The sequence below is a fragment of the Roseovarius sp. MBR-51 genome, from assembly GCF_053628575.1.
In genome coordinates, this window is record NZ_JBRJGQ010000007.1 from 113,097 (window position 1) to 133,071 (window position 19,975).

The 19,975-nt window shown below is 62.3% G+C and carries 23 protein-coding genes; 11 read left to right on the top strand and 12 right to left on the bottom strand.

What is annotated here, in order from left to right:
• Window positions 1–39 precede the first annotated feature (39 nt).
• The 11 genes from bchL to ACSSVY_RS11855 all read left to right on the top strand — a co-directional run bounded on the left by bchL (window position 40) and on the right by ACSSVY_RS11855 (window position 9,066).
• Window positions 40–936, top strand: a complete 897-nt coding sequence (bchL, locus tag ACSSVY_RS11805; RefSeq protein ID WP_454269751.1) for a ferredoxin:protochlorophyllide reductase (ATP-dependent) iron-sulfur ATP-binding protein — start codon at window positions 40–42, stop codon at window positions 934–936.
• Window positions 936–1,658, top strand: a complete 723-nt coding sequence (bchM, locus tag ACSSVY_RS11810; protein ID WP_454269752.1) for a magnesium protoporphyrin IX methyltransferase — start codon at window positions 936–938, stop codon at window positions 1,656–1,658. The genes bchL and bchM overlap by 1 nt, the downstream gene beginning before the upstream one ends.
• Complete coding sequence (locus ACSSVY_RS11815; protein WP_454269753.1) at window positions 1,655–3,097, top strand: MFS transporter; 1,443 nt, start codon at window positions 1,655–1,657, stop codon at window positions 3,095–3,097. Before bchM ends, ACSSVY_RS11815 begins: the two co-directional genes overlap by 4 nt.
• 27 nt (window positions 3,098–3,124) lie before the next feature.
• Window positions 3,125–3,898, top strand: a complete 774-nt coding sequence (puhA, locus tag ACSSVY_RS11820; RefSeq protein WP_454269754.1) for a photosynthetic reaction center subunit H — start codon at window positions 3,125–3,127, stop codon at window positions 3,896–3,898.
• An 11-nt stretch (window positions 3,899–3,909) separates the two neighbouring features.
• On the top strand, window positions 3,910–4,542 hold the full coding sequence (puhB, locus tag ACSSVY_RS11825; protein ID WP_454269755.1) for a photosynthetic complex putative assembly protein PuhB: 633 nt from the start codon (window positions 3,910–3,912) through the stop codon (window positions 4,540–4,542).
• Between the two features lie 15 nt (window positions 4,543–4,557).
• Window positions 4,558–5,025: a photosynthetic complex assembly protein PuhC gene (gene puhC / locus ACSSVY_RS11830; protein ID WP_454269756.1), complete on the top strand. Its 468-nt coding sequence runs from the start codon at window positions 4,558–4,560 to the stop codon at window positions 5,023–5,025.
• Window positions 5,026–5,040: 15 nt separating this feature from the next.
• A complete protein-coding gene (locus tag ACSSVY_RS11835) occupies window positions 5,041–5,337 on the top strand; it encodes a hypothetical protein (RefSeq protein ID WP_296638055.1) in 297 nt (98 codons plus the stop codon).
• Window positions 5,334–6,458 (top strand): magnesium-protoporphyrin IX monomethyl ester (oxidative) cyclase, encoded by a 1,125-nt coding sequence (acsF, locus tag ACSSVY_RS11840; RefSeq protein WP_454269757.1) that lies wholly within the window; start codon window positions 5,334–5,336, stop codon window positions 6,456–6,458. Before ACSSVY_RS11835 ends, acsF begins: the two co-directional genes overlap by 4 nt.
• A 42-nt stretch (window positions 6,459–6,500) precedes the next feature.
• The gene (puhE, locus tag ACSSVY_RS11845; RefSeq protein WP_454269953.1) at window positions 6,501–7,313 is read left to right on the top strand and encodes a putative photosynthetic complex assembly protein PuhE; all 813 of its coding nucleotides are present in this window, start codon (window positions 6,501–6,503) and stop codon (window positions 7,311–7,313) included.
• Entirely contained in the window at window positions 7,303–8,517 is a 1,215-nt protein-coding gene (gene hemA / locus ACSSVY_RS11850) for a 5-aminolevulinate synthase (RefSeq protein WP_454269758.1), read from the top strand. The genes puhE and hemA overlap by 11 nt, the downstream gene beginning before the upstream one ends.
• A 126-nt stretch (window positions 8,518–8,643) precedes the next feature.
• On the top strand, window positions 8,644–9,066 hold the full coding sequence (locus ACSSVY_RS11855; protein ID WP_454269759.1) for a c-type cytochrome: 423 nt from the start codon (window positions 8,644–8,646) through the stop codon (window positions 9,064–9,066).
• A 12-nt stretch (window positions 9,067–9,078) separates the two neighbouring features.
• Here ACSSVY_RS11855 and dxs read toward each other — a convergent pair whose 3' ends face one another.
• From dxs to bchC, 12 genes are all read right to left on the bottom strand, one after another.
• Window positions 9,079–11,007 (bottom strand): 1-deoxy-D-xylulose-5-phosphate synthase, encoded by a 1,929-nt coding sequence (dxs, locus tag ACSSVY_RS11860; RefSeq protein ID WP_454269760.1) that lies wholly within the window; start codon window positions 11,005–11,007, stop codon window positions 9,079–9,081.
• 87 nt (window positions 11,008–11,094) lie between these two features.
• Window positions 11,095–12,189, bottom strand: coding sequence for a photosynthetic reaction center cytochrome PufC (pufC, locus tag ACSSVY_RS11865; protein WP_454269761.1), 1,095 nt, complete (start codon window positions 12,187–12,189; stop codon window positions 11,095–11,097).
• Window positions 12,190–12,192: 3 nt separating this feature from the next.
• Window positions 12,193–13,179, bottom strand: a complete 987-nt coding sequence (pufM, locus tag ACSSVY_RS11870) for a photosynthetic reaction center subunit M (protein WP_454269762.1) — start codon at window positions 13,177–13,179, stop codon at window positions 12,193–12,195.
• A gap of 2 nt (window positions 13,180–13,181) precedes the next feature.
• Window positions 13,182–14,021, bottom strand: a complete 840-nt coding sequence (pufL, locus tag ACSSVY_RS11875; RefSeq protein WP_454269763.1) for a photosynthetic reaction center subunit L — start codon at window positions 14,019–14,021, stop codon at window positions 13,182–13,184.
• A 119-nt stretch (window positions 14,022–14,140) separates the two neighbouring features.
• Window positions 14,141–14,302 (bottom strand): light-harvesting antenna LH1, alpha subunit, encoded by a 162-nt coding sequence (gene pufA, locus ACSSVY_RS11880; RefSeq protein ID WP_050662776.1) that lies wholly within the window; start codon window positions 14,300–14,302, stop codon window positions 14,141–14,143.
• Window positions 14,303–14,317: 15 nt separating this feature from the next.
• Window positions 14,318–14,467, bottom strand: coding sequence for a light-harvesting antenna LH1, beta subunit (gene pufB, locus ACSSVY_RS11885; RefSeq protein ID WP_009819267.1), 150 nt, complete (start codon window positions 14,465–14,467; stop codon window positions 14,318–14,320).
• A gap of 126 nt (window positions 14,468–14,593) precedes the next feature.
• The gene (gene pufQ / locus ACSSVY_RS11890) at window positions 14,594–14,821 is read right to left on the bottom strand and encodes a cytochrome PufQ (protein ID WP_454269764.1); all 228 of its coding nucleotides are present in this window, start codon (window positions 14,819–14,821) and stop codon (window positions 14,594–14,596) included.
• Window positions 14,822–14,825: 4 nt separating this feature from the next.
• Window positions 14,826–16,301: a chlorophyllide a reductase subunit Z gene (bchZ, locus tag ACSSVY_RS11895; protein WP_454269765.1), complete on the bottom strand. Its 1,476-nt coding sequence runs from the start codon at window positions 16,299–16,301 to the stop codon at window positions 14,826–14,828.
• Window positions 16,301–17,860 carry a chlorophyllide a reductase subunit Y gene (gene bchY / locus ACSSVY_RS11900; protein WP_454269766.1) on the bottom strand — a complete coding sequence of 520 codons (1,560 nt, stop codon included), beginning with the start codon at window positions 17,858–17,860 and terminating at the stop codon, window positions 16,301–16,303. Before bchY ends, bchZ begins: the two co-directional genes overlap by 1 nt.
• Window positions 17,857–18,045: a hypothetical protein gene (locus ACSSVY_RS11905; protein ID WP_454269767.1), complete on the bottom strand. Its 189-nt coding sequence runs from the start codon at window positions 18,043–18,045 to the stop codon at window positions 17,857–17,859. Before ACSSVY_RS11905 ends, bchY begins: the two co-directional genes overlap by 4 nt.
• Window positions 18,032–19,036 carry a chlorophyllide a reductase iron protein subunit X gene (locus ACSSVY_RS11910; protein ID WP_454269768.1) on the bottom strand — a complete coding sequence of 335 codons (1,005 nt, stop codon included), beginning with the start codon at window positions 19,034–19,036 and terminating at the stop codon, window positions 18,032–18,034. Before ACSSVY_RS11910 ends, ACSSVY_RS11905 begins: the two co-directional genes overlap by 14 nt.
• Window positions 19,033–19,974 (bottom strand): chlorophyll synthesis pathway protein BchC, encoded by a 942-nt coding sequence (gene bchC / locus ACSSVY_RS11915; RefSeq protein WP_454269955.1) that lies wholly within the window; start codon window positions 19,972–19,974, stop codon window positions 19,033–19,035. Before bchC ends, ACSSVY_RS11910 begins: the two co-directional genes overlap by 4 nt.
• Between the last annotated feature and the right edge of the window lies 1 nt (window position 19,975).

Sequence of the window (19,975 nt, forward strand, 5' to 3'; positions counted from 1 at the left end):
GAAACACAACATCACGGCGCAAGCCGATTGGAGGACAACATGAGCCCGCGCGACGACATTCCCAGCTTGAGGGGACAGGACGGCGAGGGATCGGTGCAGGTGCATCAGGACGCCGATATGAAAATCGAAGGCGCCAAGGTGTTCTCGGTCTATGGCAAGGGCGGGATCGGCAAATCGACCACCTCGTCCAATCTCTCGGCGGCCTTTGCCGCCATGGGCAAACGGGTGTTGCAGATCGGCTGCGACCCCAAGCATGACAGCACCTTTACCCTGACGGGTCAGTTGCAGCCGACGGTGATCGACATTCTCAAGAGCGTCGATTTCCATGCCGAGGAATTGCGCCCCGAGGATTTCGTGACCGTGGGCTGGGGCGGCGTGAAATGTGTCGAGGCTGGTGGCCCCCCTGCCGGCACCGGCTGTGGCGGCTATGTGGTCGGCCAGACGGTCAAACTTCTCAAGCAGCATCACATGCTCGATGATGCCGATGTGGTGATTTTTGACGTGCTGGGCGATGTGGTCTGCGGTGGCTTTGCGGCACCGTTGCAGCACGCGGATCGCGCTCTCATCGTCACCGCCAATGATTTCGACAGCATCTATGCGATGAACCGGATCATTGCCGCCGTGCAGGCCAAATCCGCCAATTACAAGGTGCGGTTGGCGGGCTGTGTCGCCAATCGGTCCAAGGATACGGACGAGGTGGACCGCTATTGCGACGTGGTGGGCTTCAACCGCATTGCGCATATGCCCGATATCGACGCCATCCGCCGCTCGCGTCTCAAGAAAAAGACGCTGTTCGAGATGGAGCTGGATGACGAGGTGCAGATGGTGCGCGACATCTACACAGGGCTGGCGCAGCATCTCTGGAACGGCACCGATCCCTTGGCCCCCGCGCCGATGGAAGACCGCGACATCTTTGAATTGCTGGGGTTCGATTGATGCGTGACTTCAGCTCGCCTCCGGCCCTTGGTGCCCCCCAGGATGACTGGGCGCAGACGCGCGACCGGGTCGAGACCTATTTCGACCGCACCGCGACCCAGGTCTGGGAGCGGCTGACGTCGGATGCGCCGGTTTCGAAGATCCGCCAGACGGTGCGGATCGGTCGCGACGCGATGCGCGCGCAGATGCTGGCGTGCCTACCGCAGGACATGCGTGGTCTGCGGGTGCTCGATGCGGGCTGCGGCGCGGGGCAGATGACGGCGGAACTGGCGGCACGCGGCGCCGAGGTGATGGCGGTCGATATCTCGCCCGCCCTCATCGACGTGGCGCGGCGGCGGTTGCCGGAGACGCTGGCGCCGCATGTCAGCTTTCACGCGGGCGACATGCTCGATCCGGCCCTTGGGGTGTTCGATCACGTCATGGCGATGGACAGCCTGATCTATTACACTGAGGCCGATCTGGCGCGGGCGCTTGATGCGTTGGCGGCGCGGACCAAAAGCACGGTGATCTTTACCGTGGCGCCGCGCACGCCGCTCTTGATGGCGATGTGGCGCATGGGCAAGCTCTTTCCCCGCGCCGACCGGTCGCCCAGCATGGTGCCGCATTCGTCGGCGCGGCTGCTGCGGGCGCTGCGCTACGCGGGCAGCACATGCAGTTTGAAACCGCTAGAGCGGGTGACATCGGGCTTTTATATCTCTCAGGCGATGGAGGTGCTGGGATGAGCATGCGCCGCCCCTCCCCCCTTATGGCGCTGACCACGCGCTGGCTGCCCTTTGCAGATGCGGCAAGCGAGGGTCTGCCGCTTGGGCAGCTCTTGCGCCTGTCGCTCTTTCAGGTGTCGGTGGGGATGGCGACGGTGCTGCTTTTGGGCACGCTCAACCGGGTGATGATCGTGGAGCTTTCGGTGCCGGCCCTCGTGGTTGCGACGATGATCGCGCTGCCGGTGCTGATCGCGCCGTTCCGGGCGCTGATGGGGTTTCGGTCCGACACACACCGCTCGGCGCTGGGGTGGAAGCGTATTCCCTATCTCTGGTTTGGGTCGCTCTGGCAGATGGGTGGGCTGGCCGTCATGCCCTTCGCGTTGTTGGTCCTGTCGGGCCAACAGGTCGTCGGCCCGACGTGGGCGGGCGAAGTGTTGGCGGCGCTGGCTTTTCTGATGACCGGCCTTGGGCTTCATATGACACAGACCGCCGGTTTGGCGCTGGCCAGTGACCGCGCCACGGATGAGACGCGGCCGCGCGTCGTGGCACTCCTTTACGTCATGTTCCTTTTAGGCATGGCGATTTCGGCCATCGTGATCGGCTGGCTCTTGCGGGATTTCGCGCCCTTCACGCTGATCCGCGTGGTGCAGGGCGCGGCGTTGGCTGGTATCCTGTTGAATCTTGTGGCGCTCTGGAAACAGGAAAAGTTGAACCCGATGAGCCGCGCCGAACGCGAGGCTCCACGCCCCGAATTCCGTGCCGCCTGGGCCGACCTGATGGCCGGGGGCACGGCAGGGCGTTTGCTGGCGGTGGTGTTCCTTGGCACCATGGCCTTCAACATGCAGGATGTGCTGCTGGAGCCTTATGGCGGTGAAGTCCTAGGGCTTTCGGTGTCATCCACGACGATGCTGACCGCCGTTTGGGCGATCGGCGCGCTCATGGGGTTTGCGCTTGCGGGACGCGCGCTCTTGCGGGGGGCCAATGCCTATCGGATGGCAGGCACCGGCCTCTTGATCGGGATTGTCGCCTTTTCCACCGTGATCTTTGCCGCGCCGATGCAGGCACCTGCGCTGTTTTTTGCCGGGGCTGGTCTCATTGGTCTCGGTGGCGGACTCTTTGCGGTATCCACACTGACCGCCGCCATGGCGCTGGCCGCGGGCGGCATGGCCGGGCACGGTCTCGCACTTGGCGCTTGGGGGGCCGCACAGGCCACGGCGGCGGGGCTCTCGATCGCGATTGGCGGCGGCGTGCGCGACGCGGTCAATCATCTGGCCCTATCAGGGCAGATGGGCGAGGCGCTGAGCACAGCAGCCACCGGTTATTCGGTGGTCTATCACGGGGAAATTGCCCTGCTTTTCATTACCCTGGCCGTTTTGGGACCGCTGGTGCGGTTCAAGCAATCCGGCAGCACAACACAATCCGGGGGCGGCCGCATCGGGCTGGCCGATTTCCCCACATGACCTGCGTTCGCTCGAAAGGAGTCTGACATGACCGAGCCGTTCTTTGGAAATTTCGATCTCGCGAGCCTCTCACTTTGGCTTTTCTATGGGTTTTTCGCGCTGCTGATCTTTTACATTCAGCGCGAGAACATGCGGGAAGGCTATCCGCTGGAGGATGACGACGGCAGGCCGTCGGCCAATCAAGGGCTGTTTCCGCTGCCCGGCGACAAGACCTTTAAGCTGCCGCATGGACGGGGTGAATTGACGGTGCCCTCGGGGCAGAACCCCGAGCGCACCGATCTGGCGCTGGAAAAGACCGCGGCGGGCAACGGGTTTCCGTTTGCGCCCACTGGCGATCCGATGGTTGACGGTGTTGGTCCCGCCTCTTGGGCACCGCGCCGCGATGTGCCGGAACTGGATGGCCACGGCCACCCCAAGATCGTGCCAATGGCTGCGACCGAGCATTTCGTCGTGGCCGCTGGCCGCGATCCCCGCGGCCTTGCGGTTCATGCCGGTGACGGCGAGATCGTGGGCAAGATCAGCGACATGTGGATCGACGAGCCCGAGCAACTGGTGCGCTATCTCGAGATTGATCTGGCGGCCCCGTTTGGCGAAGGCAAGCGACTGGTGCCGATGACCTTTGCCCGGATCAAATCCGACCGCGTCAATGTTCGCTCGATCTTTGGCAAGCATTTCGCGGGCGTGCCGCACCACGCCTCGCCGCGTCAGGTGACCTTGCTCGAAGAAGACAAGATCAGCGCCTATTACGGCGGTGGGACACTCTACGCCAGTGAAGCGCGGCAAGAGCCGCTGCTGGGATAAGGACCGAAGCCATGAGCCACGACGATTTCGCCTTTGAACCCGTAAAGGGCCTTCCAGAGACACCGCCAGACGGCGAGCGTATTCTCTGGCAAGGTCGACCCGACTGGTGGCAACTGAGCGTTGAGTCGCTCAGCCTGCCGTGGGTTGCGGGCTATTTCGTCGTGCTCGCCGTCTGGCGGTTCGTGACCCTGATGGATCAGATGCCGCTCATAGGGGCCTTTGCCGCCGCCTCGCCGCTCTTGATCATGGGCGTGGTGGTGTGCCTGATGCTGATGTTGGTCGGTTACATTCAAGCGCGCGCCACGGTTTATACGATCACCAACCGCCGCGTTGCGATGCGGATCGGGGCGGCGCTGACGGTCACGCTCAACCTGCCCTATACGCAGGTCGGACGCGCCGATTTGAAGCTCGGGCGTGGCGGCACCGGCACCATCGCGCTCGATTTGATGGGTGAGACCCAGCTGAGTTATCTGGTCTGCTGGCCGCATGTGCGCCCTTGGGTGATGCGCCGCACTCAGCCTGCGCTGCGCTGTATTCCCGAGGCCGCCAAAGTTGCACAGATGCTGGCCGAAGCGGCGGAGACCCGCATCGCCACGCCCAAGATCATGCGCAGCGCGCCCGCGCGTGCCATGGCGGCGGAATAGACAGGAGCCGATGACATGACCGATACAAGCGCCCCAAGGTATAAAGCTCCGCCAGATCGCGACCTCGTGCCGCGCATGATGATCCGCGCGATGCTGGGGCTGGTGCTGGCGGTGCTGGCGCTGGTCACCTACGCGCGCCTCACCGATGCGCCGCTGGTCGCGACCCCGCCCGACAGTGAAATCGTGCTGGAACGCCATGTGTTTCTGAGCGGCGACATGAGCGGGGCGGCGACGGTTCTGGATGCCAATGGCACCCTGATCGCCAATCTCTCGCCCGAAGAGGGTGGATTTATCGCCGGTGTCGCCCGCGTTCTTGACCGCGAGCGCGCCAAGCATGGCGTGGACCTCACCGGCCCCGTCACGATCATCGCCCGCAAGGACGGCCGCCTCTCGGTCTACGACCCCTCGACCGGATGGGGCGCGGATCTGATGGGCTTTGGCCAGACCAACTCGATGGCTTTCACCAAACTTTTGACCCGCTAGGAAAGGAACACCACGATGGGACTTCTGACACGCGAATTTGAACGCGCGCCCTGCACGGTCGAGATCAGCCACTGTTTCGAGAGCCTGCACGCCCATGTGCGTTTCAACAACGGCACCACCGTCTATCCCGGCGACAGCGTCAAGGTGCATGGCCCCGAGATCATGGCCCCCTACGGCATGGTCGTGAGCGAAGACCGCGAGGCCACCATCATCCGCGCGAGCGCGATTGAGCGCCTCTGGACCCGCCTGACTGGCGATTTCGAAGTGATGGAACTCTGTGAATTCTCCTTCTCCGATGAGGTGACGCTATGAATATCGCCGTCAAACATTCCGCCGACGCCACCACCGTCGAAGAGGGTCTCGCCATCCAAGAGGCGAATGCGAAATTCGACAGCAAGGCCGCCACGGACCTCGCGATGCAGAACACCCTGCTTACGCCGCGCTTTTACACCACTGATTTCGACGAGCTTGACGCGATCGACGTCTCGTCGGTGCGCGAGGACTGGGACAAGCTGATCGACCAGATGGAAGCAGACCCCAACAAGGGTCATTTCAAGAAGAACGAGGACTGGGACCATGTCGATTGGGCGGGGATGGAACCGAAACTGAAGAAAGAGTTCATCGACTTTCTCGTCTCAAGCTGCACTGCCGAGTTTTCCGGCTGCGTGCTCTACAAGGAAATGAAGCGGCGCGGCAATAACAAGGACATCACCCAGCTCTTTCAACTGATGGCGCGCGATGAGGCACGCCATGCGGGCTTTATCAACGACGCCCTGCGCGAAGCGGGCGTTGCGGTGAACCTCGGGTTTCTGACCCAGCAAAAGAAATACACCTATTTCCGGCCCAAGTTCATCTATTACGCCACGTACCTCAGCGAAAAGATCGGCTATGCCCGCTATATCACGATCTTTCGGCATCTTGAGGCGCATCCCGAGCACCGGTTCCACCCGATCTTCAAATGGTTTCAGGAATGGTGCAATGACGAGTTCAGCCATGGTGAGGCCTTTGCGCTTCTGATGAAGACCGACCCCAAGCTGACGAGCGGCAAGAACGTGCTGTGGATCAAGTTCTTTCTCACTGCCGTCTATGCCACGATGTATGTGCGCGACCATCAGCGGCCTGCCTTTCACAACGCGCTCGGGGTTGATCCCGATTGGTACGCGCATGAGGTGTTCACCAAGACATCGGACATCAGCAAGCAGATTTTTCCGATCACCCTCGATATCGAAAACCCACGCTGGCAAGCGGGGCTGGTGCGGCTGCAAAAGGCCAATGCAGACCTCGCGGACGCGCGGGCACAAGGCGGGTTTGGCGGACGCTTGCGGTCAATCGGCGCACAGATGCGCGCGGCGGCGGCCTTTGTCGGGCTCTACACGATCCCGGCCAAGAAACATGCGCTGCCTGCGTCGCCCCGGATGGTTCCGGCCTATTGAAACGATGGATCTGGATATTTCTTGCAAGATGAAGGACTGACCGTGCAAAGCCCTTGGATCGCAGCCCTCTTGGCGCTTTTTGTCTGGTGGTTCGCCACCGGGGCGATCCTCTTGGTGGTGCGCCTGTGCGAGCGCAAAGGGGACAGGGCCGGCCGCCGCGCGGTGCTTCTGGCCCTTCCTGTGCTGGGTCTTGGCATCTGGGGCTATGAGGCGAGTTTGGGCTTGACCGGCACCGGGGCGGCCTGCGGCGCATTCCTTGCTGCACTGGCGATCTGGGGCTGGATCGAGATGAGCTTTCTCACCGGGGCGATCACCGGACCCAACACGCGCCCCTGCCCGGCACATGTGGTCGGGTGGGAACGGTTCATCCGCGCCTGGGGCACGGTCGCCTATCACGAGATGCTGCTCACCGGCGTTCTGATCCTGCTCTGGTTCTATGCCGCCGGTGCAGTCAATACCGTCGGGTTGTGGACGTTTACGATCCTCTATTTTGCCCGCATCAGCGCCAAGCTGAACCTCTATTTCGGCGTGCCCAAGATCAACACCGAATTCCTCCCCGCGCAGCTGGCGCATCTGGCCAGCCATTTCCGCGTGGCCCCGGTGGGCTGGTTCTTTCCGCTCACGGTCTCGGCGCTCAGCTTTGCCGTGGCCTGCTGGCTGGAGCGGCTCTGGTCCGCGCCCACGCCCGAAGCGGTTGTGGGATTTGCGCTTTTGGCGGCAATCACCGCGTTGGCGCTGCTCGAACACTGGTTGATGGTGCTGCCATTGCCGGATGCGAAACTCTGGCGCTGGATGCTGCCCGCGCCCAAACCAACACCTGAAAAATCAAGACCGGAGGGACATCATGGATTTTGATGCCATGTTCACGGCGCAGTTGGACGCGCTGAAAAAGGAAGGCAACTATCGCATTTTCGCGGAACTGGAGCGGCAATGCGGTGCCTTTCCCAAGGCCAAGAGCCATGACGCGGAGGCGCCTGCAGAGGTCACGGTCTGGTGTTCGAATGACTATCTCGGCATGGGACAGCATCCCGTGGTCCGCCAAGCAATGAAGGACGCGATCGACGCCTGCGGCACGGGTGCTGGTGGCACGCGCAATATATCCGGCACGGCGCATCACCATCTGGTGCTGGAGCGCGAGCTGGCCGATCTGCATGGCAAGGACGCCGCGCTTCTGTTCACCTCGGGCTATGTGTCGAACTGGGCTGCGCTCTCGACCTTGGGCGCGCGGCTGCCGGATGCCGTGATCCTCTCGGATGAGCTGAACCATGCCAGCATGATCGAAGGCATTCGCCACAGCCGTGCCAAAAAGGTGATCTGGCGGCATAACGACCCCGAGGATCTGGATCGCAAGCTGGCCACCCTGCCCGCTAATGCGCCCAAGATCGTGGCATTCGAGAGCGTCTATTCGATGGATGGCGACATCAGCCCCATGGCGGAAATCGTTGAAGTTGCAGAGAAACATGGCGCGATGACCTATCTCGACGAGGTGCATGCCGTGGGTCTCTACGGCCCGCGCGGCGGTGGAGTGTCAGAGGAACGAGGCCTTGCGCATCGGATCACGCTGATCGAGGGAACGCTGGGCAAGGCCTATGGCTGCATGGGCGGCTATGTCACCGGGTCGGCGGCGATGTGCGATTTCATCCGGTCCTTTGCGAGTGGATTTATCTTTACCACGGCCCTGCCCCCGGCGGTGGCGGCGGCGGCGACGGCGAGTATTCGGCATCTCAAACAGTCGCAGGAGGAACGGCAGGCGCAACGGGCGCAGGTGGCGCGGCTGCGGTCGCTGCTGGACCGGGTGGGGATTCCACATCTGGAAAACGACAGCCATATCATCCCGGTGATGATCAAGGACCCGGTCAAATGCCGGATGCTGGCCGATATCCTGATGCGCGACTACGGGATCTATGTGCAGCCTATCAACTATCCCACCGTGCCTAAAGGCACGGAAAGGTTACGTTTTACCCCCGGTCCGCTGCATTCGGATGCCGATATAGATCATCTGGTCCGGGCGCTGACCGTGCTGTGGAAACAATGCGCTCTGGCGCATGCGGTGGCCTGACAACGCCACCTCACACAGGCTGCGCACGCGGGCTGACAAGCGCGTGATCCGAGCCCTACACTGATTGACTCAGCCTGTCTGCCGCCCACCTATTGAGGGGGCGCGCAGAGGCGAGAGGGATACACAGTGTACAATCTGTACGCGATTTTTGTACTCGGTTTTGTCGGTCTCGCAGGACCGGCCCTCGCCGGGGATGTGGCGCGGGGCAAGGCGCTGTTCAAGGACTGCCGTGCCTGTCATTCGATCATCGACGAGACCGAAACGCCGGTGGTGCGGGGTGGGCGAACCGGTCCCAACCTCTATGGTGTGATCGGGCGGCATGCGGGTAGCGTGCCGGGATTCCACTACTCGACCTCGATGATCGCGGCGGGCAAGTCCGGCCTGCGCTGGAATGAGGAAGATTTCGTGGTCTACGTGCGTGACGCCACGGCCTATCTGCGCAATTACCTCGACGATCCGAGCGCTCGCGGCAAGATGGCCTATCAATTACGAGACGTGCAAAAGGCGCGCGATGTCTGGGCCTATCTCCAGACCGTGACACGCCCTTGAAGCCATATTCTGTCAGAGCACCTGACGCAGCGGCACGACCTCTGCACGACCTGCCAGAGCGGCCCGGATCATATCGGCAATGCCGGTGGCCGACAGTCCGGCATCAGCATACATATCCTCGGGGTTGGCCTGATCAATGAACCGGTCGGGCAGGCAGAGGGTGCGGAGGATGAGACCTTTGTCAAAGGCGCCGCGCCGGGCCAATTCGTGCATCACCATGCTGCCAAAGCCGCCCATCGCCCCCTGCTCCACGGTGATGAGCGCGCGGTGGTGGCTGACGAGTTGCATCAAGAGATCAGTGTCGAGCGGCTTGGCAAAGCGGGCATCGGCCACAGTCACGGAAATTCCATCATCGGCGACCATGTCGGCAGCGACCTGACATTCAAAGAGATGCGCGCCAAAGCTGAGGATCGCCACATCCGTGCCCTCCTCGATGATGCGGCCTTTGCCGATGGCGAGCGGTTTGCCCCGTTCCGGCAGAGCCACGCCGGTGCCGGATCCGCGCGGGTAGCGGAATGCGATGGGGCCGGTATCATGGGCGGCCGCCGTAGCGACCATATGCACAAGCTCGGCCTCGTCTGCGGCGGCCATCAGGGTCATGCCGGGCAGATTGCCGAGATAGCCGATATCGAACGCCCCCGCGTGGGTCGCGCCATCGGCCCCGACCAACCCGGCGCGGTCGATGGCAAAGCGGACGGGGAGCCCCTGAAGGGCCACGTCATGCACCACCTGATCATAGGCGCGTTGCAGGAAAGTCGAGTAAATCGCGCAGAAGGGTTTGAGCCCCGAGGCCGCCATGCCAGCGGCAAAGGTCACGGCATGCTGTTCGGCAATGCCCACATCGAACACCCGCGCCGGAAACCGCTCGGCCATTTTGGTGAGGCCGGTGCCATCGGGCATAGCGGCGGTCACGGCCACGATGCGATCATCGCGCGCCGCCTCATCCGTCAGAGCCTGCCCGAAGACGCCCGTATAAGAGGGAGCGCCGGGTTTTGATTTGGCCTGTGCGCCGGTGGCGGGATCGAATTTCGACACGCCATGCCCGCGGTCGGCGGCCCCTTCGGCCGGGGCATAGCCCTTGCCCTTGACGGTGCAGCAGTGAATGAGGACAGGCCCGGTCGCCCGAGTGCGCGCGGCGCGCAGGACCGATAGAAGCTGCCCCATGTCATGGCCGTCGATGGGGCCGACATACTGAAAGCCAAGTTCCTCGAACAGAGTGCCGGAGCCCGTCAGCCCCGTCACCAATTGGCGCGCCCGCTTGGCGCTCTCGCGCAGGGGCGCGGGCAAGGCGGCCTCGAACCCTTCGGCAAGCGAGGCCATGCGCGCCAGAGGTTCGCTGGCATACATCCGGCTGAGATAAGAGGACATGGCACCCACCGGCGGCGCGATGCTCATTTCATTGTCGTTGAGAATGACGAAGAGGCGGCGGCCCTCGGCCCCGGCATTGTTCAGCGCCTCATAGGCCATGCCCGCGCTGATCGAGCCGTCACCGATCACCGCGATGGCGTCGCCTGTGGCCTGTCCCATGTCGCGGGCCACGGCAAATCCCAATGCCGCACTGATCGAGGTCGATGAATGGGCCGCCCCAAAGGGATCGTAGATGGATTCCGAGCGTTTGGTGAATCCGGAGAGCCCGTCCTTTTGCCGCAGGGTGCGGATGCGGTCACGGCGGCCGGTCAAGATCTTGTGCGGATAGCACTGATGGCCCACGTCCCAGACGAGTTTGTCAATCGGGGTGTTGAAGACCGCATGAATGGCCACCGCCAATTCGACCACGCCAAGCGATGACCCGAGATGCCCGCCGGTTTCCGAGACAGCGGAAATGACCTCGGCGCGCAGTTCATCGGCAAGCAGGGCCAGTTTCTCATCGGGCATCTGTCGCAGATCCGATGGTCCGGCGACGCGGTCCAGAAGCGGTGTGTTGGGTCTGTCTTGGGTCATGGCGGCCTCCTCCCCGGTGGCGCTGATGCCACCCGCGCGAGGGGCGGCAAGGGGCAGCGGGGGCGCATCAAGCGCCCCCGTGCATCATCAGTTGCTGTAATCCGGCTCGCCGCTGGTGGTGGCGAGTTCCGGCCAGTTGCCGATCACATTGGTGCCTTGCAGGGGCTGCTGATAGCCCTTGTGGCAGGTCTTGCAGGCGGCCTTGGGCGCGTCTGCATAGATCGGGCCTAGGCGCTCTTCGGGCAAGAGACCTTCGAGCGGCACGAGATAGGTATTGTTCAACTCCAACACCATCTCGATGCCCAAAATCTCTGTGCCCCATTGCGGCGTCACTTGAGACCCGTCGTAAAAGGCGCGGCTGTTGTGGCAAAAGACACAGTTCACCCCGAGCGAGTTGCTGACATAGTTCATCAGCGCAAAGGTCCGCTCTGCCTGTTGGATGCCGGGATAGTCATCGGTGCCCGGAATTCCGGCCACGCGCGATTCCAAGTCATGCACCTTGATGCTCTCGCCATCGAGCAGGTATTTCTCGAGCGCATCCGAGGGCAGCGAGGTATATTGCGACTGCACCGTCACCCGGTTCTGATTGGCCGACCAGCCTTCGGTGCTCTCGTTCACCGGGTTGATCCTGAACCAGACATCGGACGGCACCGGCTGACCACGGTGACAGGTGTAACAGGTCACACCCACCTCCTTGTTGGCGTTTACATGGCCGGACCATGCCTCGTTGAGGTTTTGGGTCATGCCGATCATCACATGGCCAACAGCGGTCTGGTAGTTGTCCGGGCTCTCGAAGAGATCGGGAATCCCGGTCCAGACACGCATTGCAGCCAGCAGGCGGTCATAGTTCTCGACCGTCAGCCCCTCCAACCCCGGCGGCACGTTCTCACGCGCCTCACCAGCGGTCTGCTCGCCACCCTGCGGCACCACCGGTGCCGAGGTTGAGGCAAGAAAGCTCTCGATCCCTGGATCTGGCTTGGCCAGATCCAGCTTGAACTCGGGCACCGACATGCCGGTGCCGCGCGGGCCGGTCTGGAGGCTCTCGGTGGCATAGGGCTGACCCCATGTCACCAAGACTGCTGCCACGAACACTGCCCCGCCGATCACACCTATGCCAATCGCAGGCCCATAGATATTGGTCGGATTCTGACGGTTCCATTTGTCAAACCATTTGGGAAACATGGCTTACTCTCCTTGTCCGATGAAGGCTTCGTAAGAGCCGTAAGCGTCGTAGCCGTAAGATCCGTCATAAAGGGGCGCAAAGTTGTGTTCCTGTGCCCAGATGAACCAGTTGTCCACGACCGTGCCGGTCAGAAGGATGCCGATACCACCCGTGATCGGGGTGAGAACTGCAAACCACCAGGCCCAGCGGTGAATCCCCTCCATTGTCGCGTTGAACCCCATGGTCCAGCGCCAGAAGAGGGCGGCGCGCTCTGAGGCCGTGCCACGGTCAACGATCTGCTCCAACTCCCGGTCGCCGCCGAAACGGCTAACCGCGAGAATGGTGGCACCGTGCATCGCAAAGAGCAGGACCGAGCCATAGAGGAAGACGATCGAAAGGCAGTGGAACGGGTTGTAGTAGAGGTTGCCGTAGCGGATCGAAAACGCGGTGGTCCAGTCAAGGTGCGGGAAGATGCCGTAGGGCACAGCCTCGGACCACGATCCCATGAGGATCGGCCGGAAGAGGCCCAGCACCAGAAAGAGCCAGATCGCAGAGGCAAAGGCCCAGGCGACATGCTTGCCCATCTTGTGGCTCGCGGCCAGTTGATAGGTGCGCAGCCACCAGCCCAGCACCGCCACCAGCAAAAAGAAGGACGAGATGATATACCAGCCGCCATCATTGAGCGGGGGCATCGACAGGCCGTGCTCGGGCCCCGGCGGCTCCAGTGCCAGCCAGAAGAGTTGGCGCAGGAATTCCGGCAGCGACCAGCCGACCTGCGCCAGCATGTTGAGGCCCACGATAAAGAACCAAATGAAGCCGCTGGCAAGACTGATCACACCCAGCATGCCGAGATTGATCGGTCCGATCTGCGCGTTTCCGAGCCAGCCTATGAGGGTTGAGAAAAACGGCTTGCCAACCCGCTCTTCCATCATCCGGCCGTTGTCGTCCATGCCCCATTCAGGTTGGCCCTGAACCTGCACTTGGGTGAATATATTCTGATACTCAATCATTGTCACATCCCCACTTGGCTAGGCCAGATCGGCAGCTCGAGCCACCAATTCCACCATTCGGGCCAACCCTTGGTCCAGACCGGGCCGGAGATGATGATACAGACAGCCGAGAAAAAGACCGCATTGATCGCCAGAAGAAAGCCGACACGGTGGATGCCCAATGTGCCAACAGAGTAGCCAATGAAGTCGCGAAAGAAGGTATCCTCGTGATCGGGCGTTTTCATCTCTTCGCCCTTCTCGGGATTGGCCGCCGACAGGATCAACCCGCCATGCAGCGCCAGTGCAAAGGTGGTGGTGAAGAACAGTGTCACCGCCAGCATGTGCGCCGGGTTATAGTGGAAGTGCAGATAGGCATATCCGGTGTTCGAGACCCAATCGAGGTGACTGAAGATCCCGTAGGGAAACCCGTGCCCCCAGGCTCCCATCAGAAGCGGGCGAAAGATCACCAGCGTCATATAGGCCAGGATCGCGAAGCTGAAGGCGAAGGGCACATGATAGCCCATCCCCAGCTTGCGACAGATTTCCACTTCACGCAGCGCCCAGCTGATAAAGGCACCGGTGGCGCAGAAGGTGATGATTTGCCACAATCCCCCCTCCATCAGCGGTGCCAGACCCAGACCGTAGCTGAGGTCGGGCGGCGCGATATTGATGAGCCATGGGTTGAACGTCCCTTGTTGCGACGCCCCCCAGAAAATCAGGATCGTGCCCAAAGCGGCGAAAAATGCTGTCGTGACCCCGAAGAAACCGACATAGAAGGGCCCGACCCAAAAATCGAACAGATCGCCGCCTACCAGCGTTCCTCCGCGGACACGGTACTTTCTTTCAAAACTGAGCAAAGCCATCTCGTGGTCCCCGCGTTGTGCGGCTGTCCGGATGTCCCGCTCAGCCGTTTCGTTTCGTTTGGTGGCTGCGGGCGAAGATCGACGCCCCGCCCGCAGCGATCATGTGGACGGCGGGGTCATTACCCGCCATACTTTGCTGTCGCGATTTCAAGCCAGTTGAAACCGTCGGTGCTCAGCAGCACGAGGTGAATCATCACCGCGAGCAGAAACAGGAACACGCCCTGCGCCACGAATACGCGGCGGGGGTCGAAGATGAGCCAGATCTTGTAGAACTTTGCCATGTCTTAACCCCTTTCCTAGAACCACGGGAACCAAATGAAGGTTGCAATATGTGCAACCACTGCAATCGCCGTGAACAGCCATAGGCCGCTCATGTAGACGGAATGCAGCTCTTGGGCCTGCTCGTCTGTGAGACCTGTGAACGACAGGTCAGATTTATCAGCCATGAACTTTCCTCCGGAACGTTATGCTGACGTCGCGTGCCCCGCGACCGGGTCCTTCGAGGCCTGCATGGCCCCGCAGGTTTCTGTCCGCCCCATCATGGGACAGGCAGTCCTTGATCTCGGTCCTTGTCAGGCCGAGAATATCAATGGCGTTGTGCGGTCCGCCTCGGCCCAAGCGCGGGCCAAGGGGCCGCGCAGATCGAGGGTGCGGTACTGAACCGCCTCGCGCATCCAACGGAACGTTGCGAAGGGCAGAGCCAACACAAAGATCATTGCGAAATAGAGCTGAAATTCCAGACCCCGCCGGCGTGCCTGCCGGCTGCGCACACGGGGCGGGTTTGATGTCATGTCAGTCATCGTCTCAGTCCTCCTCTCGAACTGGGGCCCCGGCCATACGGGGTGAAATCGCTTGAACGGTTTGCAGCACGACACGTTCGTCGCCCTGCCGCAGCGCGGCCTCTTCGGCGGCGTCGCGCAATGTCTTGGCTGCGGAAATTCGGGTGAGCACCGGATGGGAGGCGACGATCCGCTCCAATTCGCGGGCCGCGTCCGAATCCCATGGGAAATCCCGGCGCAGGGGCGTGGGCGTGGCCTGAACCGCGTCCATTTCCGTGCCCAAGGGCAGGATGTGAAAGAGCGCATCAAAGAGACTGTTGCACACTTCCTGAACCAGCCATGTGGCCCCCGCATAGCCCATCACCGGAGTGCCGGTCGCGCGCCGGATGGCAGCGCCCGGAAAGCTCATCGGGATGAAAGACGGCTGCGGGCCAAACCCGGCCTTCATCTCGGCCAGATACATTTTCTCGTTGATCGACCCCATCAGGATAAGGGGTCGTTTGGTGTGCACAAGGCTGCGCACCTCCTCGTTGTTGGTCTTTTTCCCGGCTGTCCGGGCCACCGCAAAGGCGCAGGGCAGGCCCATGTCAGTCTCGAGGAAATTGCGCACCCCGCGCGCGTAGGTTTCATTGGCCACGATGCCAAAGTTCGCCGTGGCAAAGAAATCCTGCGTCACCGAGCGCCAGAGATCCCAGACGGGTTTCAGCGTCGAGTGCTTTTCGCGGGCGATGAAGGGTTCTGGGTCAAGCCCGAGCATCTCGCCCAGTGTCCGCAGGAACAGCGTGGTCGATTCGACCCCGATGGGGGCCTGAAGATAGGGCTTGCCCAGAACCTCGGCCAAACCGCGGCCAAACTCACGATACATGACGATATTGACGTCGGCGTTGACCAGATTGCGCATCTCGGCCAGATGCGCGCCCAGAGGCATCACCATGTTCACCTCTGCCCCGACCCCTTCGACCAGACGACGGATTTCATGCAGGTCCGACGGCATGTTGAAGGTGCCATACATCGGCCCAAGGATATTGACGCGGGGGGCGCTGCCCTCTTCGCGCTTTTTCTCGGGGGGCATGCGCCCCTTGGTCATGCCGAATTCGCTGAAGATCCAGGTCATCGCGCGATCCGCCGACTGCCATTGATCCTCATCAATGGTGCGCGGCAGGAAGCGTTGAATATTGGTGCCCTGCGGCGTCACACCGCCGCCGATCATCTCGGCAATAGAGCCGGTGACAACGACCGCTGGCAGGGCGGGATCAAGCGTGCCCCAGGCGCGTTTCATCGCCTCTTCGGTCCCTGATCCCATTTCGCTCTCGCCCAGACCGGTGACCACGATGGGCAATTCATGGGGGGGGAGCGCGTCGGTGTAATGCAGGACCGATGTGACGGGGAGGTTTTCACAGCCCACGGGGCCGTCGATCACCACCTGCAAACCCTTGACGGCGCAGAAGGCATAGACCGCCCCCCAATATCCGCCCGCGCGATCATGATCCTGAATGAGCATCAGATCATCTCCTGCGCGGCTGCGGCGCGGGCCTGCTTGTCGAGTTTCTTCTGATGCTGCGCGCGGAAATCGGGGCGCAGATTCGGGCTGCCCTCCCAGATTCCGGCGGTATCGCCTTCGCCCACACCGGCAAAGAAGGCGCGCATGTGATCCATCCGGGCCTTGTTGCCCATGGCGGCATTGACCACCTCGGCCAAGCTGCCCGCACCGGCCGGCCCCATAAGCGGGCGGGCGGAGATGAGATTGGTGAAGTAGAGCGCCGGGATGCCCTGCTCCTTGGCCTTTTGCACGACGGGCGTGGTGCCGATGGCGAGATCAGGTTTGACCGCCTCCATCGCGGCGCAATCATCCTCGAGCGAGGCGCGGAACTTGACCTTGACGCCTTTGGCCGCAAGCCACTCGGCGTCCGCCGCAGACCACGGGGTTTTCGGGCAGGCGGTGCCGACATAAGGCACATTTGCGCCGCTTTCGATCAAGAGACGCGCCACCAGCAATTCGCTGCCCTCATAGCCCGAGAGCGTGATCGTGCCCTTGATGGGCGCATTGGCCAACGCGCCCTTGATGGCGGGCAGGAAGGCGTTTTGCGCCGCCGCAACCCTGTCCGACGAGAGACCAAAGGCGTCGCCGATACCCGCAAGCCAAGTGGCAGTGCCGTCATGGCCCACCGGGGCCGAGCCCACGATGGGGCGGCCTGCGGCCTCGAACTCGCGGATCGCGGCGGTGTAGAACGGATGGATCGCCGCCACCGCCCCGCAGTCGAGCGCGGCATAAAGCTCCCGCCACTCACGGCAGGGCACGACGGGACCGGCGGCCAAACCCATGGGGGCCAGCATCGCGCCGATCATCATCGGGTCCGCCGGAAACATCTCGCCCAGCAGCGTCACCGTGGGACGGTCGGATTTGCCACCCTGAGGGGCCGCAACCGGGCCTGCCATCACTTCTTTGCGGGCGTAACTCAGCATCGCGCCGGCCAACACATCCTTGGCCTCGGCATGGGTGGGGATACCAAAGCCCGGCACGTCGATGCCCACGATGCGCACGCCGTTGATTTCGCTGGGGAGTAGACGCAGCGGCACGCCGCTCGCGGTTGGCACGCAAAGGTTGGTCACGACAATGGCGTCGAACCGATCCGGGTCCGCCATCTCATGCACGCTCTCGCGGATATCCTCAAAGAGCTTACCGGTAACGAGCGTCTCGGAATTGAAGGGGACGTAACCCACCGAACGGCGCGCCCCGTAGAAATGCGACACGAAAGTCAGGCCATAGACGCAGCAAGCGGACCCGCTCAGCACCGTCGCCACGCGCTTCATGCGCAGGCCCACACGGAGCGAGCCAAAGGCCGGGCACATGCTCTGGGGTTGGTCATGCGGTCCCTTGGGATAATCGCGGGCGTATCGGTCGAGCAATTCGGATTGCCCCGCCATACGCGCGGCCTTGTCCATCTCCGCCCCGGAATGGCAGCCCCCTGCCCCGTCCGAAACCTCGGGCGAAGACTCTACGGCGGTGCCGGAGATCACATGGGCCGTTGCAGCCCCGTCATATGTGACTTCATCGCTCATGAGACCCGCCTTTGGGGGGATGCTCGCTCATCCCGGTCGGTGATCTGATCTGCGGCCCGGTCTGCGGCCCGGTCTGCGGCCTGAATATCGGCCAAGAGGCGGCACAATTGCTCGGGGCGGGCGCGCGCCAGCAGTCGCTGCACCTCGGCCAATGTCTCGCGGCGGGGGTGATCAGGCGTCGTCATAGACCACCTCCAGCGATGCTTTGGGGGCGGCGTATTTGCCGCGCATATCCTCGTCTGTTGCAGGCACCAGGACGTAATCTCCGCCGGTGTCCTTGCTGTCGAAGAGGCCCAGAAGCCCATCCTGATCGAGCGGATTGGGGCGTACCGGGGGCGCGACAGAGACCGCGTTGGCCAGTTCGGCAAAGAGATCACCCCATTGGCTCGCCGCTGTGCCGACGATCTGGTAGTTCGCGGATTTCTTGCGCAGGTCATCATCCTGCGGGATCGCAGCCAGCACCGGGATATTGACCGCCTTGGCAAAGGCCTGCGCCTCTCCGGAATGGTCATCCTTGTTGATCACAAGACCCGCGACACCGACATTGCCGCCCAGCTTGCGGAAATACTCGACCGCGGAGCAGACGTTGTTGGCGACATAGAGCGATTGCAGATCGTTCGAGGCCACCAGAATGACCTTTTGCGCCATGTCCCGCGCGATGGGCAGGCCAAAACCGCCGCAGACCACATCGCCCAAGAAGTCCAGAAGGACGTAATCGAAATCCCAATCGTGAAAGCCGAGTTTCTCCAGCAGCTCAAAGCCATGGATGATCCCGCGCCCGCCACAGCCCCGGCCCACTTCCGGCCCGCCCAGCTCCATCGCAAAGACGCCGCCGCGTTTGAAACAGACATCGCCGATCTTGACCGGCTCACCAGCCAGGTTCTTCTTGGCGGAGGTTTCGATGATCGTGGGACAGGCTTTGCCGCCAAAGAGCAGGCTTGTGGTGTCGGATTTCGGATCACAACCGATCAGCAGCACGCGTTTGCCCATTTCAGCCATCATATGGCTGAGGTTGGCGAGCGTGAAACTCTTGCCGATGCCACCCTTGCCATAAATCGCAATGATCTGCGTCTTGGACTTGGGTTCGCCCTGCGGAATTTCGAGTGTCGGCTCTTCATGCGCTTCGTCGCGCAGCCGCTGGTCGAAATCCTTCAGATTCGGTACTTCGTCCTTCATGCCGCGTCCTTCCAGTTGAGTATCATTTTCAGGCAATCGGGATCGCTGAACGCGGTCCGATAGGCCTGCGGCGCGGCATTGGCCGACGCCTGATGCGTGATCAGCCCCCCGAGGCTGAGCACGCCCGATTCCACCAGCGCACGAGTTGCGGTCAGGTCGTCATTAACCCATTCCGCCGCCACGCGCAGCCGCGCTTCCTTCATGAACGCCATGGGAAAGGCAAAGCTGAGCGCCTGCGGATAGAACCCCGCCAGCACCACCTCGCCGCCCTTGGCCAGACGGCCAATCAGTGTGTTGAGTATGGTGGGGTCGCCAGAGGCGTCGTAAATGGCGCGGTAATCGCGGCGCGTATCCGTATCGGGATGCATTACCGGATACCCCTGCGCGCCCTTGCAACGGTCAGCCTGGGTTTCCCAGACGGTCGGCGCAGGCGCACCGGCGGCAATCGTCAACCGCGCCAGCAAACGGCCCAGAACGCCGTGACCGACGATCAGATCCGGCACTGCCTTGTCCAGCCCCGCCATCGCATGCCGCGCCGTGGCTGCAAGCGCGAGAAGCGCACCCTCGGCCCCGAAACCCGCATCGATTCGACACACACGCGAGGCCTTGGTCACGAGGCGCGCAGAGGCGCCACCAAAGAGACCAAACGCCCCTTCAAAACAATCAGCACCGGGCACGAACACATGATCGCCGGGTTTGTAGCCTGTACCAGGAGCCGCCTCGACCACTTCGCCTGCGGCTTCGTAGCCAGGCACCAGCGGATAGCCCATGCCGGGAAACGGCGGCATCTGACCGGACCAAAAGAGTTTTTCCGTGCCGGTGGAAATGCCTGAATGGGTCACATCAACCACCAAATCGCCCGCACCCGGCGCCTTGAGCATCAGGGTGTCAACCGAGAGATCTTCTGGACCTCTGAGATGGACGGCGCGGGTTTCGATG

Excerpts from the sequence above, each read along its gene's own strand:
- bchL (WP_454269751.1), top strand. The coding sequence starts at position 40 with ATGAGCCCGCGCGACGACATTCCCAGCTTGAGGGGACAGGACGGCGAG.
- bchM (WP_454269752.1), top strand. The coding sequence starts at position 936 with ATGCGTGACTTCAGCTCGCCTCCGGCCCTTGGTGCCCCCCAGGATGAC.
- ACSSVY_RS11815 (WP_454269753.1), top strand. The coding sequence starts at position 1,655 with ATGAGCATGCGCCGCCCCTCCCCCCTTATGGCGCTGACCACGCGCTGG.
- puhA (WP_454269754.1), top strand. The coding sequence starts at position 3,125 with ATGACCGAGCCGTTCTTTGGAAATTTCGATCTCGCGAGCCTCTCACTT.
- puhB (WP_454269755.1), top strand. The coding sequence starts at position 3,910 with ATGAGCCACGACGATTTCGCCTTTGAACCCGTAAAGGGCCTTCCAGAG.
- puhC (WP_454269756.1), top strand. The coding sequence starts at position 4,558 with ATGACCGATACAAGCGCCCCAAGGTATAAAGCTCCGCCAGATCGCGAC.
- ACSSVY_RS11835 (WP_296638055.1), top strand. The coding sequence starts at position 5,041 with ATGGGACTTCTGACACGCGAATTTGAACGCGCGCCCTGCACGGTCGAG.
- acsF (WP_454269757.1), top strand. The coding sequence starts at position 5,334 with ATGAATATCGCCGTCAAACATTCCGCCGACGCCACCACCGTCGAAGAG.
- hemA (WP_454269758.1), top strand. The coding sequence starts at position 7,303 with ATGGATTTTGATGCCATGTTCACGGCGCAGTTGGACGCGCTGAAAAAG.
- dxs (WP_454269760.1), bottom strand. The coding sequence starts at position 11,007 with ATGACCCAAGACAGACCCAACACACCGCTTCTGGACCGCGTCGCCGGA.
- pufC (WP_454269761.1), bottom strand. The coding sequence starts at position 12,189 with ATGTTTCCCAAATGGTTTGACAAATGGAACCGTCAGAATCCGACCAAT.
- pufM (WP_454269762.1), bottom strand. The coding sequence starts at position 13,179 with ATGATTGAGTATCAGAATATATTCACCCAAGTGCAGGTTCAGGGCCAA.
- pufL (WP_454269763.1), bottom strand. The coding sequence starts at position 14,021 with ATGGCTTTGCTCAGTTTTGAAAGAAAGTACCGTGTCCGCGGAGGAACG.
- pufA (WP_050662776.1), bottom strand. The coding sequence starts at position 14,302 with ATGGCAAAGTTCTACAAGATCTGGCTCATCTTCGACCCCCGCCGCGTA.
- pufB (WP_009819267.1), bottom strand. The coding sequence starts at position 14,467 with ATGGCTGATAAATCTGACCTGTCGTTCACAGGTCTCACAGACGAGCAG.
- pufQ (WP_454269764.1), bottom strand. The coding sequence starts at position 14,821 with ATGACTGACATGACATCAAACCCGCCCCGTGTGCGCAGCCGGCAGGCA.
- bchZ (WP_454269765.1), bottom strand. The coding sequence starts at position 16,301 with ATGCTCATTCAGGATCATGATCGCGCGGGCGGATATTGGGGGGCGGTC.
- bchY (WP_454269766.1), bottom strand. The coding sequence starts at position 17,860 with ATGAGCGATGAAGTCACATATGACGGGGCTGCAACGGCCCATGTGATC.
- ACSSVY_RS11905 (WP_454269767.1), bottom strand. The coding sequence starts at position 18,045 with ATGACGACGCCTGATCACCCCCGCCGCGAGACATTGGCCGAGGTGCAG.
- ACSSVY_RS11910 (WP_454269768.1), bottom strand. The coding sequence starts at position 19,036 with ATGAAGGACGAAGTACCGAATCTGAAGGATTTCGACCAGCGGCTGCGC.